Below are 15,799 nucleotides of genomic sequence, written 5' to 3' on the forward strand. Positions count from 1 at the left end.
CCCCGTCAACCGAGCTGCCGGGCAAGCGGATGGTAATCCCCTTCCAAGCCAAGAGGTTGGCCATTGCGGATCGCATGGACCAGTTCGATGGAAGGACGGGCGTCCTTCAGCCCATAGCCCCGTCCGGCCAGGATCTCGGAGTAGCTGACGGTGTGCAGATCGGTGAAGCCCTCGCTGAACTCCAGTTCCGTCCCGTCGATGGTGATCGAGCGCCACGTGCGCTGTCCCCTCGCCCTGGCGGCATCGGGCAAATGATCGGCGTTGATGGACAGGAACCAGCGCACCCGGGCACGGGAGAACTCGAGCAGGCCCGCCGCCGCGTCGGGCCGCAGCATATGCACTCGATTGGCTCGGCTAGGCCCGAAGATCCAGCCCAGCATGTCGAAGAAATGCACGCCGATGTTGGTGGCGATGCCTCCGGACTGGTCGTCCCGCCCCTTCCAACTGGCGAAATACCAGTTCCCGCGCGAGGTCAGATAGGACAGGTCGACATCGAACACCCGGCCGGGCGGGGCTGCCGCCACCCGGTCGCGCAAGGCCAGGATCGCCGGATGATGGCGCAACTGTAGGATGGTGTGGACACGCCGTCCGGACTCCGCCTCCAGGTCGACTAGACCGTCGATGTTCCAAGGATTGAGCACCAGGGGCTTTTCGCAGATGGCGTCAGCGTGGCTGCGCAGGGCGAAGCGGATATGTGCGTCGTGCAGGTAGTTGGGGGAACAGATGGAGAGATAATCGATCCCCCGGTCGCTGCGCCGGAGCTTGTCGAGATGCCGGTCGAAGCGTTCGAACTCAGTGAAGAAATGGGCATCGGGGAAATAACTGTCGATGATACCGACACTTTGATTGGGGTCCAAGGCAGCGATCAGTCGGTTCCCAGTCTCCTTGATTGCCTTCAGGTGGCGGGGGGCTATGTAACCGGCAATACCGGTAAGGGCAAAATTTTTCATGCTGAAAGTCTTTCTTTGCCATCCGCCCCGCAAGGGCATCTGAACGTTCTTGGCAGGACCTGCCCCATCCTGTGTAGGGCGCTGCTGACAATAGTTACGCGGCCCGGAGCCGAGTTTCCAGAGTTACATGCAAGCGGATATTCAGTCCACGAGGGCAGATCACTTTCCTCTTGCCGAGGGGGAGCTGAATCAAGATGCTGACCCAGTTTAGGCCAAGCACAAGGCTAGGCTTTCAGGTCACTCTCGGAAATTGCTCCATGAACCCAAACGGTTTCCAAGCGATGAGGCGGCCCCCGACCGTTTGGTTGGTAACGCATGAGGGACATGGCGGCGGCCGTATTCTCGCCCCGATTGCCGCGTTTCAGGAATTGGGCTGGAATGTTCAGTTGTTCCATGATGTTGTCTTGCCGTCGCGAATCCAGCAACGGCAGAGGGATATTCGAGCCCCCGCATTCTCGTGGGAGACCATATCGCTTCGGTTCCGGTCGTTTGATGATTGCCCGTTCGCTAGTGTTACCCGTCTCCTGTCACCGCTCCGTCAGGCTATAAAGCGCGGCTCCCAAATTAATGCTTTAGAAAGATATATTAACACAGGGTGGTCATTTAGCAGTTTTTTCAAAAATGACGGAACAGTTCTGGTTTTTATTAATAAGCTACGCAGATTTTCGCAGGACTTTGTTTCCGTTTTTGTTTATGATTCTATTTCTGATAATATCGCCCTGATCAATGTTGCGGCAAGCCGCCTGCATCAGGGGGCGGCGGTTTTCTATGCCGTAAAAGAACTTCGCCCTGATTTAATTAGCAGAGCTTTTGCCAATTGGTGCTTCGATTGCCCCGTCAGTTTTCGTGAGAAAGGCCTCCTGTCCTCACAGAATGGAAAGCGTTGGTCCTTTGACCCAGCCAGCGGGCAGGGGAGTGTCGACGGCCGTCCTTTGCAAATCGTCAATCCTGATATTTTCCAGCATTCCTCTGAGGTTGACCAAGCCTATGATCTGATCTGGAAAGACCTCCCGGCCTCCCGGCCAATTCGCCGCTTGGCGGCGCATTTGATGCCCAGCAACGAATTGTCCCCTCCTGACCTCGTGCTGGTGGCGGATTTGCCAATGCTGGCGGCGGGGGTGCATGTATCCCGACGTTACGGATGTCCACTGATTTATGATGCCCATGAATGGTGGGCTGAACAGGAACGGGTGTGGAATTCGCACAACAGACAACGGCAGGAGGCCATGGCGCAGTTGGAGCGGCTTCTTTATCCCGAATGTGATCATCGGCTGACCTGCGGAACCCATCTGGCGACAGCCATGGGGGCGGAAACCGGGACATATTTCGCATGTCTCTATACGGCCGCTAGCCTGCAAAGAAAACTTACTCATTCTCCTCCCCCTGATGAAAGCGACTTGGGCAGGTTCTGGCAAGAGTGCGGGTTGCAGGCGAATGCGCAGGTTGCACTTTTCGTTGGCAACCTGACGGCTGAACGAAGTCTGGAAGATCTCATGGAGGCCAGTGCCCACCTGACAGACGGTCAATTTATAATTGTTATAGGGGACGGCTCCTATCTAGCTCGGATGCGGGAGGCATTGAACACAAGAGGAAACCCTGATCGGGTGAAATTTCTTGGAGCCATGAATTTCGAGCGGATGGCCGCCTATCTGAGACATGCCCATGTCGGCGTGATCCCGTACCAGCCAGCGGTTGTCGCGCGACCTGCGTATTTTTCAATGGGAATGCCCAGCAAGTTTTCCGACTATCATGAGGCTGGATTGCCCATCCTGGTGCATGCGGAAATGCGGGAATGCTCGGATATCGTCCGCGCGCAAGGAATCGGGTTGATATGGGATGGCGGCGGGGGTGCTGATCTGGGGCGGGCGGTGCAGAGAGCCCTGTCCAATCACGATGCTTTGCAACGATACCGTGTTGCCTATTCGGCCGCACCACCCCTTTTCAGTCTGGAGAGACTCATTGAGGAACTGAGATCTTTACTGCCGCTTCACCAGCAGAATACGGTATCCGCATGCATCCGCTGATCTCCGGTACTGTTTATTGGATTACAGGACTGTCGGGAGCCGGAAAAACAACCCTAGCAGGAAAGTTTGCCGACTGGCTGCGAGAACGCGGACGTTCGGTGGTGCATCTGGATGGAGACGCCTTGCGTGACCTGCTGGGGCAACGGGGAGACTATTCCTGGGAAGACAGGCGAGCGCTTGCCAGACGATATGCAGGCCTGTGCCGGGAAATTTCTCGCCAAGGGATGGATGTGGTCTGCTCTACCATCTCCATGTTTCATGAAATACACCGGTGGAACCGGGCGAATTTCCCTGACTATGTGGAGATTTTTCTATCTGTCCCGTTGGACGTCCTGAAGTCGCGAGATCAACGCGGAGTATATCAGTCGGAAAGTCCGGTGATGGGGATGCATCTGGCCCCGGAGCTTCCGGACAGCCCTGACATTGTGATATACAATCATGGCGATACCGATATTCACAGGGCTATGATAGAGCTTTTGCGGTCACTTAGCAAAATCAAACCAAACCATCCCCTTTTTCGTGAAAGAGACTTGAGCATGTCTGTTGCATGGGATTACACGACTTTGGCACCTGAGTATTCAAAGCGCCCCCCTTACGCTGATCGTGCGATTGACGACCTGATTTCCCTTGCTGGGCTGAAAGCGGGTACGGCTGCCTGCGACATTGGTGCCGGTACGGGACACCTGACCCTTGCTTTGGCTGCCCGGGGACTATCTGTTGCTGCGGTGGAGCCGAACGATGCGATGCGAGCGATCGGAATTGATCGCACCTCATGTCTATCCAATGTCCGCTGGCATGTCGGGACCGGAGAGGTGAGCGGTCAACCGTCGGATAGTTTCGACTTGGTAACCTTCGGTTCTTCCTTCAATGTCACCGACCGTCATGCCTCTCTCGTCGAAGCGGCGCGATTATTGCATGCCGGAGGCTGGTTTGCCTGCATGTGGAACCATCGCGATCTGTCCGATCCATTACAGGCCCGGATCGAGACAATGATCGCAGAAACTATCCCAGGCTATGATTACGGACTGCGTCGTGAGGATCAGACCGGCATCATCGATGCCAGCGGCCTGTTCGGCCCCGTGCATCGCCTTGAGGCCTGCTTAATTCAGCGTGTGCCGCTTGCAGATTGGCGTGACGCCTGGCGGAGTCATGCCACCTTGCAGCGTCAGGCGGGGGAACAGTTTCCGAAGATCCTGGCCGCCATAGATTCCCTTCTTGATGAGTTGAAGCTGGACGAAATACAGGTCCCCTATGTCACCCGCTTGTGGGCGGCGGAACGTCGGTAACGCAAAGCATGGCCGGTTCCGAAAAACCGATTTTCATGACTGGGAAAGCAGCAACGCTGGAGGCGTTGGCCTCCTGCCTCACCGGGGCGGAAATTCTGCCCATTTTTCGTTTCCCGGTGGAGGACTGGCAGGCCAATGCCGCAGTTGTCATCGACCGGCTGGCGGTATTGCCTTGGGCCCAGAAGTCTCTGATCGTTCGCAGCAGTGCGGGAAACGAGGATGGGGCGTGTGGATCGAATGCCGGGCACTATAAATCCATCAAGAACGTGAAGATTACGGACCTGCCATCGGCGGTATCAGACGTAATCTCTTCCTATGGACAGCCGATCCCCACTGGATCAGAAGTGTTAATTCAGCCACTCTTGATGGCGGTTTGGTTGAGTGGTGTTGCATTCAGTCATGATCCGGATACAGGCGCTCCTTACACCATCATCAACTATGATGAGGGGGATGATGCCTCTTCTGTTACTGGTGGACAAGGTCAGGGGCTGAAAACGCAGGTGATTTCCGTTGGGGCCGCTCCGGTCCGTGGACCGCTGGAGCAGGTCCGGACTCTTGTCGGGGAAGTGGCCCGTCTGACGGGCGGCGGGCCTGTTGATATCGAATTTGCGCTGACAAAGGGGAAGGAGGGCGAGCGCCTGTTCCTGCTGCAGGCCCGCCCTCTGGTGCTGCGGACAGGAAAAGAGTTGGACCCGGACAGCCAGAAGCGATCCGTCGCCGGCATTGCTGCAAGCATCGACCATGCAACCAGGCCACACCCTTATCTGCATGGCCGTCGTACTGTATTCGGAATAATGCCAGACTGGAATCCGGCGGAAATCATAGGGACACGGCCCCGACCGCTTGCCCTGTCGCTTTACCGTGAGATCATCACAGACTCGATATGGGCTTATCAAAGACACAACTATGGATACAGGAATCTTCGGAGCTTTCCGCTTCTGGTTAGTTTCTGTGGACTTCCCTATATTGATGTCAGGGTAAGCTTTAATTCATTCGTTCCCGCAGATATTGAGCAGCCTTTGGCGGAGAAACTGGTCAATTTCTATATCGACTCTTTGATTTCAGCCCCTCACCTGCATGACAAGGTTGAGTTCGAAATTGTCCATTCCTGCTATACTTTCAACATCGCGGATAGGATGGAGACTCTGAAAGCCCAGGGATTTACCCAGGAGGATGTGGAGTCGCTGACCGACAGTCTGCGCCGTCTAACCAACCATGTCATCGACCGGGAGCAGGGCCTGTGCCGACAGGATCTGAACCGTATCGAGACGCTAGTTCAACGACGGCAAACCATCATGTCTTCCGATCTGGACGATGTGGCTCGGATCTACTGGTTGTTGGAGGATTGCAAAAGATACGGCACATTGCCATTTGCCGGTCTGGCGCGTGGGGGGTTTATCGCCGTGCAGATGCTGGCTTCGTTGGTCACCATCGGAGTCTTATCACCAGAGGCGCAACAGGAGTTTATTGCCGGTCTGGACACGATATCGGCCCGTTTGGGTCGGGATCTGCAATCTTTGGATCGGGAACGGTTCCTGGCGCGCTACGGTCATTTGCGACCCGGAACCTATGATATTCTATCCCCCCGCTATGATGAGGCTCCGGATCTTTATTTCCCCTCTTCTTTCCCAATGGGGGAAGGAGTTACTCACCAGCCATCTGCTCCGCCTTTCCAACTCTCACTGGCACAACTGCGCCAGATCGGAAAATTGCTTCAAGATCACGGATTGAAAGGTGATGTGGTCGCCCTGTTCGACTTTTTGGAGACTGGCATCCGCGGGCGTGAGTATGCGAAATTCGTCTTTACACAAAGCCTTTCTGATGCCCTGGCGGTATTGGGACGGTTGGGTCAGCGATTTGGCTTCAGTCTGGATGATCTCTCGTATCTGGACATACATTGTTTGTATGATATCCATACTGGCAATCTGGATGTTTCCGAGGCTATGGCCCGCTCCATCCGACAGGGGCGTGAGATGTATGGCCGCACTCAGGAGCTGCGTCTTCCACCCCTGATCACTGGGCCAAAGGATGCCTGGGCATTCGAGTTGAAAACAGACCAACCCAATTTCATCACCCGCAGCCGTGTCACGGGCCATCTGACCAGCGTGGACCAACCGGAACGCATGCCCGGCAGCATCGTCATGATTCCCAGCGCGGATCCGGGATTCGATTGGATTTTCCATCGAGGGATTCGTGGTTTCATCACCGCCTATGGTGGTGTCAATTCGCATATGGCGATCCGGGCTGGCGAACTGGGTATTCCGGCGGTAATCGGGGCTGGCGAAGTCCTGTTTCGCCGCTGGTCCGCTGCCTCCGTCCTCGAGATTGATGCCGCCAACCGTCTCGTTCAAGTGATCCGATGAAGAGCATTGCCATAACCCAGCGTGTGGATATCCATCCTGGCCATGGAGAGCGCCGCGACGGGCTGGATCAGCGCTGGTGGCCGTTTCTGGCCAGATGCAATTTCACTCCATTGATTCTGCCCAATCAGCCTGAAGCCGCTCTGGCTCTGGTTGACAAAGCGGCTGGTCTGTTGCTGTCTGGGGGCAATGATCTGGTCGCCTATGGGGGCGACGCGCCGGAAAGGGATGCAACGGAATACAGGCTTCTGGACAAGGCCCTGGCCAGCGGACTGCCGGTATTCGGCATTTGTCGTGGCATGCAGGTGATCCTTGACCATTTTGGAGCCCCCCTGGTACCGATAGCTGGCCATGTGGCCCGCAGCCATACGATCTATTGGACAGATGGCCATACCCAACCGGTGAATTCCTTCCACAAAAGGGCAGCACTGGACCCAGGCCTCTTCCTGGAGGCGACGGCCCGATCGGCAGATGGCGTGGTGGAGGCGGTTCAGCATCCGACCCTGCCCTGCGCCGGCATCATGTGGCACCCTGAGCGGGAAAGTCCCTTTCACTTGGAAGATATCTCTATGCTGGTCAGCTTTTTCGGAAAGGACGGCTGATGCGCGCGATCTTGCTGGCGGCGGGCCGTGGCAGCCGCATGGGAAACCTGACAGAGGGCAGGCCCAAATGCCTAGTCGAACTGGGCGGCCATTCCCTGCTGGATTATCAGATTTCAGCCCTGCATGCTGCTGGAATTGAAGAAATCTGGGCAGTCCGGGGATGGAAGGGGGAATGCCTGGAGGGGCGGGGACTGTATCTGATCGACAACCCTGGCTGGGCACAAACCAATATGGTGGCATCCCTGGCACTGGCCCGCGATGTGCTCCGGCAGGCGCCCTGCATTATCAGCTACACCGACATTTTCTACACGCCGGAAGCTCCACGCCTCCTTATTGAGGCTCCCGCTTGCCCCCTTGCCATGACATATGACCCCGCTTGGCAAGCCCTCTGGACAGACCGTTTTGGGGATCCGCTGGCGGATGCGGAGACATTCCAGTTGAATGCCGATCGGACCCTCCGTGATATCGGGCGCAAGCCAACCAGTCTGGTCGAGGTAAATGGTCAATATATGGGATTGCTGAGGTTCACTCCCGAAGCCTGGACCTTGGCCGAGGAATGCCGGCATGCTCTGCTATCCGATGCGGCCGCCCGGCTTGACATGACCTCCTTGGTGCGCATGCTGATACAACGGGGCCTGCCGGTGACGGCCCTGCCTATCGGAAGTTCCTGGGGCGAAGTGGACAGTGCCGACGATCTGGCACTTTATCAGGCCCGAATGGACACGCCCCACCCCTTGCCCTTCAGAGGATTTTCCCAGTCTCGACACGAGGAGTCATGAGTAGCAGTGCGTCCGTGGAGATCCCGGATTTTGACCCCACCCTGTTGCCCTGGGGAAGCCGGCTTTTCATTTTCGGTACCGGGCGGGGTGCCCGCCTAGTGCATGATTCCCTGTGGCAGCGTCCAGATATCGTCATTGAGGGATTTGTTGATCGTAGCGCTACGGGACAGTTGCGCCAGCTTCCCATTTTTCGGCCGCAGCAAGTGCCAAAGCGGCATGATCGTCCGATCGTCATTGCCAGTAGTCATGCACCACAGATTGCCGCCGACCTGCGTCGCCAGGGGTTTCCGGCCCTTTGGGACGGTCGCGCTTCCATTGTCTATCGGCTGAGTACCCCCGCTGGTCGTTTGCTCGACTGGCATGACGTGCCGCCTTTGGACCGGATCCGGCAAATTCTGGACCGCTTCCGACTAGATGGGGGCGCGTCTGATGCCATTGACCTGCTCGTTCCCATGCCGATGGAAAAGGCAAGCCCATTGCACAGGCCCGAGCGGGTAAATCGGATCGTCGCGGTCGGCTTATGGGGACGCAGCGGTTCTTATCTGTTGTCGAACTTACTGGATGGTCATCCGCAGACCTTGGCATTGCCGCCCCACAGTTCGCACTGGATGACACATTTCATCGCCCTGTTTCTGGTCAGGGCAGAGGAGGGGGAGTTTGGCGAGGGCTGCCTGCTCGACCCATTTGTGACAGAGTTCTGTAACTGGTTCCCCAACCTGTTCAGCGACACCCAAGAAGCGCGGGCGGCCGATTACATCCGGTTAGGTCCTTTCGGCGAATGGCCGGCAGGCGTGCCGCGGGCGCAGTTCCGGACGCAGTTCCGGCAGGCTCTGGCCGGTTTGGCGGAACGGGGGGCACTGACGCCACGGACCATGTTCGCCGCGATCCACACCGCTTATGCCGCCGCTGGACAGATGAGAGTCGAACCAGATCCAGTTATAATCTGGCAGGCTCATAATGTTCAAAACTATCATTGGGAATTCTATGAAAATATCCTGGGACCAATTCAAGTACTTATGACAGTGCGAGAGCCGTTGCGCACCTATGATTCCTGGTTGTCCGCCACGCTCGACAGCCTCCCCTGTCCGCCCACCACAGTGACTGCACCCAGACTATTCCTGGACTACCTTCGGCTTACCGGCCATAATTCTCCGGCTGCCGCAGATCGGAACATCCGCGCCATTCGATTCGAGGATATGCATAATCGAACCGAACAGGTCATGCGAGCCATCGCCGAATGGATCGACATCCGCTGGGATCCCCTTCTGCTGGAGACCACATCCGACGGTAAGATCGTGTGGTTCAAAACCGGAGCCCGGCAAGTTACCGGCACGCGGCCGATCCCCCAGGTCCAGGCGATGCCAAAATTTTGCGGATGGCTTGACAGGTTGGCTCTGCAGATACTATTCGCCGATGCTTATGCCGCTTGGTATGGACGAAAAAACAGCCTCCTACGGGCAATCCGGCGACCGTTGATTGGGCTGCTTGCCTTGTTGGTACGGTTGGGCCTGTGCTTGTCTGGCGGACACTTTCAAGCACAGGTGATGGCAGTTCAGGTCGAAGGCGAGCCTTGGTCTCTCGCAGGACGATTGATTAGGGGCGAACGCCACAATCTATCCCGGCTGGTCTGGGCCCTGCGCGCGCACCACCGGCCCGTTCCCCTGCTGGCGCTTGGCGGTCCGCCGGAAGCGCAGGGCATCGCGCCGGGGTAAATGGCGGTAAACTTAGCCCAAATCCAGACAAATCCCTTCCGCGGCAAATCCGGCACGCAGTTCTGGCAGGATGCTTGGCCGCAGTTGAGCCAGGAAAGCGGCCCATTCGGGCCTGCGGCGGGCGATTTCACGAAAGAAGGGGGCGGCCTCCTGCGGGCGCCCCATGCGGCGCAGGAAGGCTCCCAGGCAACTGGCCGCCCAATCATCCGATGGAGCCAAGGCATGGGCGGTACGCAGGGCGGTTTCGGCGAGCGCCAGATTTCCATCCTGCAACCGGATCAGGCCCAGAATCGATGCCGAGAAGAACTGCTCTGCCGTCCAACCAGAGGCGTCCTGCTTGGTAATGCCAGTCCGCTCCACGGTCTGGCTAGCCGCCTGCAGATGCCCAGCCGCCAACTGCACCAGCGCCAGGGAATTGAGGGCGCGCCGAACAGGATCATCGCTGGTCAGAGTTACCGCCTGCTCACAATAGCTCAGTGCCGTGGAGATATCGCCGCCTGCCAAATAGGTTTGGCCAATATCCGTCAGAAGGTTGGCGTCGTCTGGGGATTTCTTGAGCCCGTCTAGAAAAAAATTGATGGCCTCCTGGAGATGGCCGGTTGCCTGCCCCAGGAAGGGCAACATCTTGAGGATATCTGCTTTCCCGGACTCAAATTTCCGTAGGGATAACAAGACGATCCTGGCTTCTGCAAGCTTGCCATTGTTGATCAATTCATTGCCGCATATCTCAAGATACTCCTGTATTTCCATGGGAATATGCGAGAGCTCCAGGTCATCGAGAGCCTTGAGGGATGTTTCCGCCGCGGCTACCTTGCCGCACCTTGCTGCGGCAGGAATATGCACCAGCAGGGCATGGATGTCGGTCGGTGCGATCGCCAGGGCAAGATCAGCTTCTGACAGAGCTTCGTCGCGACGGTCTTGCTGCAAGAGCGAGAGGGCCAGGGTGATTTGGCCGATCCGAGCAAAGTCCGGATCAATTCGCTGTCCAGCAGCACTCAAATCCCGTCCGCGTGGGGAGGTCTCCCCCAGAATCCGGATCAAGCGTTGCCGGCAGGCATGGTGCGCTGGCCAATGTGTCAGGGCCTTCTCAAGTTGCTCCATTGCCCGCTCTGTTTCCCCCGTGCGTGCCAAGGCCAATCCCATCTCGAAATGGTAATTGGCAAAGGTGGTTTGACGCACGGCCTGACGCCAGGCATCCACCTGACCGGCATCCGGCATCTTGGTTTCAGGCTGGGACATGACGGGCATAGGGCTGCCTTTCGTGCAGATTCCGATGAAGCGGGCCGGGTATTCCAATTTGGAGGCGGCCACCGTTCCGAATTGAAGCCCGCCAGGGTTCCGAAGCAAAGCGGCCGGGGTGGTTTATTCCCTCGAGGCGTTTTTCTGTCGCATGACCATAGCCTCGGGTCAAGCCGCGATAATCATATCGAGGTGAAGGATGTGCCCCGGCATTCCCTGGAACTTCGGAAGCGCCCAGCGGTCTCTGAGTTCCCCTTTGGCCAGAGTTGGCGACGTCGATCATGTCTCAGCATTTGGTGTAGCGGCGACAGGATTTTTACCATTGGCCGAGGTGGCGGTCATGCCCAAGTCCACCAAATCACCTCAAGCAAGATTAGGGTCCGGACTCATAACCAGTATGCGACGGTTGCAACGATGTGGACGGCGGCCATGCAGTTGATGGCGGACCGGTCGTAACGGGTGGCGATGCGCCTGAAATCCTTGAGGCGCCCGAACATGCGCTCGATGACGTTACGGTTCCGGTAGAGGTAGGGAGAGAAGCAGTTTTTCCAGCGCTTGTTGGCGCGTGGTGGAATGTTAGGCGCGGCTCCCGCCTCTTCGATCTTCCGGCGAACGGCGGCACTGTCGTAACCCTTGTCGCCGTGCAGGAGATCTGTGGCGGGCATCCAGTCGAGCAGACGGTCGGCGGCGGTGCAGTCGGCAACCTGACCGCCGGTCAATAGGAAAGCGAGCGGCCGACCGCGCGGATCGCTCAGGGCGTGGATTTTGGTGGTTCTCCCACCTCTGGACCGTCCGATGGCCTGGGCGCGCTCCCCCCTTTCCCGCCGCTCGCCGAACGATGGGCGCGGACCGCCGTGGAGTTGATCATCACCTGGGCCGGTGGGCCACCTGCCGCTGCCAACGCATGGAAGATGTCCTCCCACACGCCCTTGGCCGCCCAACGGACGAAGCGGTTGTAGAGCGTCTTGCGGGGGCCGTAGACCGGTGGAGCATCTGCCCAACGCCCGCCCGACTTCAGCACATGGACGATTCCGCTGATCACACGGCGATCATCCACGCGCGGCTTGCCGCGGGTGTCGCGCGGAAGGTGCGGCTCAAGCCGCCCAAACTGCTCCACCGTCAACCAGAACTGACCGTTGCTCATCGCATAGCCCCTTTCCAGAGCGTTGAATCACAACGGCTCCCTGGCGGAAAGGCTCTTTATGGGTCCGGACCATAAAACAATTGAAAATCGCAGCATACGATCTCCAAATTTATACCGCCTTGACAGACACTGTATTGAAAGGATCTGTTCGTGGTCGATAAGATTTGCAGTTGCGAGACAGTTCAGCCGTGAAATTCTCAATGCTGTTGTTGACATACTGGTCCAGGGCGTCTTGCGGTACGGTAGCTATGCCCGGCTGCCACCAGATCGGATGGGTCACCAGATGCAGGGCGCGTCCGGCCTGAACCGCCGGATGCTGCCAGGGAGGACCAAATCGCCAAGCGCCTGTACTGTCAGCGCAATATCCCATTTCCTTGAAATAGGCGGGAGCATAGCTATTGACCATCCCAGCGATCCGTTGCTGACTGCCAAGAAATCCGGAGGTTGGCCGATGGAAACTCACGCTTTCTACCGGACGGCCAAGGGCGGTGGCCAGCAGGGTCTTTTCCCAAGCGGCCATTGTCTCCAGGTCATGGGGCCTATCTCCATAGAGGGCGGCATCGAAATGTAGCCCGATACGATGTCCCAAGCTGGCGATCCGCTGCAGGCTGTCCAGATGGCGCGGCTCCAGCGGGTTATAGAGCGCACTGCGGACCAGCGTGAAATAGGTCGCAGCAACCCCCAGATCGGTCTCGACCTCGGCCATTGAGAGAGCGAGGCTCGGCGACATATCGATATCATGCCGCAAGATAAGATGCTGGGCTGTTGGGTCAGCCTTACCATAGTCAACAGCTTGGTATCCTTGCTCCAGGAACCAAGTTAGGAGAGCCTGATAGCCATCCAGAGAGAAGCAAAACTTGGCGGCCATTTCCGGATCGTAAAATTCAGGCATGGTCCATTGCTCCAGTCATTTCAATCTATCTCCCAGACGAGATTCCCAGCACAGATACCCGTGATGCTTGATATCCAATCTGCCTATGCTCAGCTTATGAAGAAAGAAGGGTCGGTGCGAGGTTAATTCCTGCCGTTTGTTGAGGGTCGCGGCAAAGGGTCGGACAATTCCGATAGCCCTGTAGTTGCGACTAGGTCCTGTTCTCAAAGTGCGTGACGGTTTATCCCTGCGCTGTTGAAGGGGTATGGCACGATCAGAATTGAGCAATGAGCAGCTTCAGCATCTTCTGGCACTGCTGCCGCCGGACCGCCCGAAGACGGGCCGTCCAGCGCGGGACCTGGAGCGGACGGTGCGGGCAATCCTATGGGTGAACCGCACCGGTTCTCCCTGGCGCGATCTTCCGGGCGAGTTCGGCCCTTGGCAGACGGCGGCGAACCGCTTCTACCGCTGGCGCAAGGCCGGGGTATGGGAACGTGTGCTGGAACTGGTCCAAGCCGAGGCCGATGAGGCGGGTAAGCTGGATTGGAGCCTGCATCAGGTCGAAAGCACAGTCGTGCGTGCCCATCAGCACGCCGCCGGCGCAAAAGGGGGCAACTGACCCAGGCGCTTGGCCGCTCGCGTGGTGGCTTCTCGACAAAGATTCACCTGCGTGCCGACCGTCACGGCCTGCCGCTTGCCTTCGTACTGAGCCCAGGGCAATCGGCCGACCAGGGCGCACTGACGGCGCTGATGGAAGCGGTGGCGATCCGCCGAACCGCGGGTGGACGGCCACGGCAAAGACCCGAACGCGTCGTCGCCGACCGCGCCTACTCCAGCCAAGCCATTCGCACCTATCTGCGCCGGCGCGGGATCGGCCCGGTCATTCCGCAACCCTCCAGTCAGAAGCCCTGCGCCCTGGTGGATTGGACCGCTTACCGGTCCCGTAACGCTATCGAGCGCCTGATCAATCGTCTCAAGCAGTTCCGTCGCATCGCAACCCGCTATGAGAAGCTCGCCGCCAACTACCTCGCCATGGTCCACATCGCCGCCATCCGCATATGGCTCAGAGTTTGAGAACGGAACCTAGCCCGGATCATTCATCAATGTTTTGGAACGGCTGCCCGAAGGCACGTCGATGGGTGGCGCCAATAGCGCGGCATGACTGGGCTGGAGGGTTGCGGGGACAGGTTCGTTCAGGGGCACGTCGCCCCAGCAGTCACGGCGGCAGCTTGGCGGCGCGGGCGGCCAGCATCGCGAGGCTTTCCTGGTAGGGGAAGCTGGTCGGCAGCGACACCTTGATGCGGGTCTTCATCTCGGTGACCCGCGCCGCCACCTTGATGAGGCCGAGTCGCAACGTGTCGAACTGCGCCTCGCGCCAGAACGACGCCTTCGGCGCCAAGCCGCGCAAGCTGTGCAGCAGCCAGTAGGCGGCGGTGTGGATGAGCAACTGGAACTGATTGGCGGTTGCCTTGCTGCACGACGTCCGGTCGGAGGCGAGATGCAGCTTGTGCGCCTTGATCAGGTTCTCCATCTGGCCGCGGGCGCAGTAGATCGTCTCGTACAGCGCCCTGGGCGTGCCCGCCAGATTGGTGACGATGAAGCGTGTGTCGGTGCCCTGGGCCGACGCCTCGGTCCGGGCGATGACCCGCCGCTCGACCTTCCAGGTGCGGGCGGTGTAGCGGAACTCGCCGAAACGCCGAACCTTGTCCGCCTCCCCGCCAAGCCGGCCCATGGCGGCGTCCTCGGCCAGATCGGTAATGCGCCCGAGCAGGACCGTGTTGCCGGCCAACCCGAAGACGTAGCCGATGCGGTTGTGCTCGCACCAGCTCATCGCCTCATGGCGGCCGTAATGGCTGTCGCCGCACACGAAGATATCGACGCGCGACCAGCGGGCGCGGATGGCGCGCACGACGTGGCGCAGCACCAACGCCACCTCGGCGCCGTCCGGCGTCTTGCCGGGCCGCAGGATGACGGCGACCGGCTTGCCCGTCGTCGCCTCGTAGATGTGCATCGGCAGGAAGCAGCGCCCATCGTAATGGGCGTGGAAGAGGGACAACTGCTGGGCCCCGTGGACGCGGTCCTCGGTGTCGTCGATGTCCAGAACGATGCGCCGCGGCACCGTGGCAAAGCTGTCGCAGAACAGGTCCAACATGGCGGCCATCATGCGCTTGAGCGCCAGCGGGCCGGGCAGGTTCTCCAGTCGGCTGATGATCGGTTGCGAGCACAGGTCGCCTCCGCTCTCCTGCAGCCGGCCGACCACCATCTTGAAGGCGGGATCGCTGCGCAGGGCGTCGCAGTCGTTGGCGTCCGGGTAGCCGGCGGCGATCAGCAGGGCACGGAAGCGGATCATCTCGGCCAGCGTGTGCCGAACGCGCTCGGGCGCGCGGGGATCCTGTATACAGCGCGCCAGACGCTCGCAGATCCCAAGCCGCCGGTCGATCTCGGCCAGCAGCAGAACGCCGGCGTCGGAGGTGAGGCGACCGCCATTGAAGGCGATGATGACCGGATTGCCAGCAACCGGTGACAAGCCGGGCAGAACCCCGGTATTCTCGGCCATAGCGGGCGTGAACTCCGTTGATCCGTGGTGAGACTGTTTCAGCACCAGAATCATACACGAATTCAGCGGCTTAACCTCGCGCCTGCCGCCGCAGCTTCAGCTCTGGTGAATTATCCGGGCTAAGAGCGCGGATCAAAACCGAGTAGGACCGAGGAAAATCAACGGATTCAGCCCACTCCGCTGGGGTTTTGATAGGAACTCTAAAACCCTGATTCAGTGTTCTCACAGCGTCTTCAGGCGAACGCTAAAATAGCTGGCGTGCACCGGAATCAGGG

11 protein-coding genes and 1 pseudogene are annotated in these 15,799 nt (G+C 58.7%); 7 read left to right on the top strand and 5 right to left on the bottom strand.

Annotated features, from left to right (window positions below):
- Positions 1 to 5: 5 nt before the first annotated feature.
- Positions 6 to 950 carry a Gfo/Idh/MocA family protein gene (locus tag ACWPN8_RS31140; RefSeq protein WP_492243602.1) on the bottom strand — a complete coding sequence of 315 codons (945 nt, stop codon included), beginning with the start codon at positions 948 to 950 and terminating at the stop codon, positions 6 to 8.
- 257 nt (positions 951 to 1,207) lie between these two features.
- On the opposite strand from ACWPN8_RS31140, the gene ACWPN8_RS31145 reads away from it, so the two are divergent.
- Genes ACWPN8_RS31145 through ACWPN8_RS31170 form a run of 6 tightly spaced genes read left to right on the top strand, consistent with a single transcriptional unit; the run spans position 1,208 to position 9,713 of the window.
- Positions 1,208 to 2,974: a glycosyltransferase gene (locus tag ACWPN8_RS31145; protein WP_492243603.1), complete on the top strand. Its 1,767-nt coding sequence runs from the start codon at positions 1,208 to 1,210 to the stop codon at positions 2,972 to 2,974.
- Positions 2,962 to 4,260 carry an adenylyl-sulfate kinase gene (locus tag ACWPN8_RS31150; protein WP_492243604.1) on the top strand — a complete coding sequence of 433 codons (1,299 nt, stop codon included), beginning with the start codon at positions 2,962 to 2,964 and terminating at the stop codon, positions 4,258 to 4,260. Before ACWPN8_RS31145 ends, ACWPN8_RS31150 begins: the two co-directional genes overlap by 13 nt.
- 8 nt (positions 4,261 to 4,268) lie before the next feature.
- Positions 4,269 to 6,623: a PEP-utilizing enzyme gene (locus ACWPN8_RS31155; protein ID WP_492243605.1), complete on the top strand. Its 2,355-nt coding sequence runs from the start codon at positions 4,269 to 4,271 to the stop codon at positions 6,621 to 6,623.
- Positions 6,620 to 7,222, top strand: coding sequence for a gamma-glutamyl-gamma-aminobutyrate hydrolase family protein (locus ACWPN8_RS31160; protein WP_492243606.1), 603 nt, complete (start codon positions 6,620 to 6,622; stop codon positions 7,220 to 7,222). Before ACWPN8_RS31155 ends, ACWPN8_RS31160 begins: the two co-directional genes overlap by 4 nt.
- Positions 7,222 to 8,001: a phosphocholine cytidylyltransferase family protein gene (locus ACWPN8_RS31165; protein ID WP_492243607.1), complete on the top strand. Its 780-nt coding sequence runs from the start codon at positions 7,222 to 7,224 to the stop codon at positions 7,999 to 8,001. The genes ACWPN8_RS31160 and ACWPN8_RS31165 overlap by 1 nt, the downstream gene beginning before the upstream one ends.
- Positions 7,998 to 9,713, top strand: coding sequence for a hypothetical protein (locus ACWPN8_RS31170; protein WP_492243608.1), 1,716 nt, complete (start codon positions 7,998 to 8,000; stop codon positions 9,711 to 9,713). The genes ACWPN8_RS31165 and ACWPN8_RS31170 overlap by 4 nt, the downstream gene beginning before the upstream one ends.
- 12 nt (positions 9,714 to 9,725) lie before the next feature.
- Here the strand turns inward: ACWPN8_RS31170 and ACWPN8_RS31175 are convergent, their stop codons facing one another.
- The 3 genes from ACWPN8_RS31175 to ACWPN8_RS31185 form a co-directional block, all read right to left on the bottom strand.
- Entirely contained in the window at positions 9,726 to 10,961 is a 1,236-nt protein-coding gene (locus ACWPN8_RS31175; RefSeq protein ID WP_492243609.1) for a tetratricopeptide repeat protein, read from the bottom strand.
- A 377-nt stretch (positions 10,962 to 11,338) separates the two neighbouring features.
- Positions 11,339 to 12,096, bottom strand: a protein-coding gene (locus ACWPN8_RS31180; RefSeq protein WP_492243610.1) for an IS5 family transposase whose coding sequence is annotated in 2 segments (ribosomal slippage) — positions 11,339 to 11,763 and positions 11,763 to 12,096 — 759 coding nt in all. Because the reading frame shifts where the segments join, the coding sequence is not laid out codon by codon here.
- Positions 12,097 to 12,205: 109 nt separating this feature from the next.
- Positions 12,206 to 12,988: a polysaccharide deacetylase family protein gene (locus ACWPN8_RS31185; RefSeq protein WP_492243611.1), complete on the bottom strand. Its 783-nt coding sequence runs from the start codon at positions 12,986 to 12,988 to the stop codon at positions 12,206 to 12,208.
- 244 nt (positions 12,989 to 13,232) lie between these two features.
- On the opposite strand from ACWPN8_RS31185, the pseudogene ACWPN8_RS31190 reads away from it, so the two are divergent.
- A pseudogene (locus tag ACWPN8_RS31190) lies at positions 13,233 to 14,041 on the top strand (IS5 family transposase).
- A gap of 142 nt (positions 14,042 to 14,183) precedes the next feature.
- On the opposite strand, the gene ACWPN8_RS31195 reads toward ACWPN8_RS31190, so the two are convergent.
- Complete coding sequence (locus ACWPN8_RS31195; protein WP_492243612.1) at positions 14,184 to 15,524, bottom strand: IS1380 family transposase; 1,341 nt, start codon at positions 15,522 to 15,524, stop codon at positions 14,184 to 14,186.
- Between the last annotated feature and the right edge of the window lie 275 nt (positions 15,525 to 15,799).

This window comes from Azospirillum sp. UENF 112521, assembly GCF_058780665.1.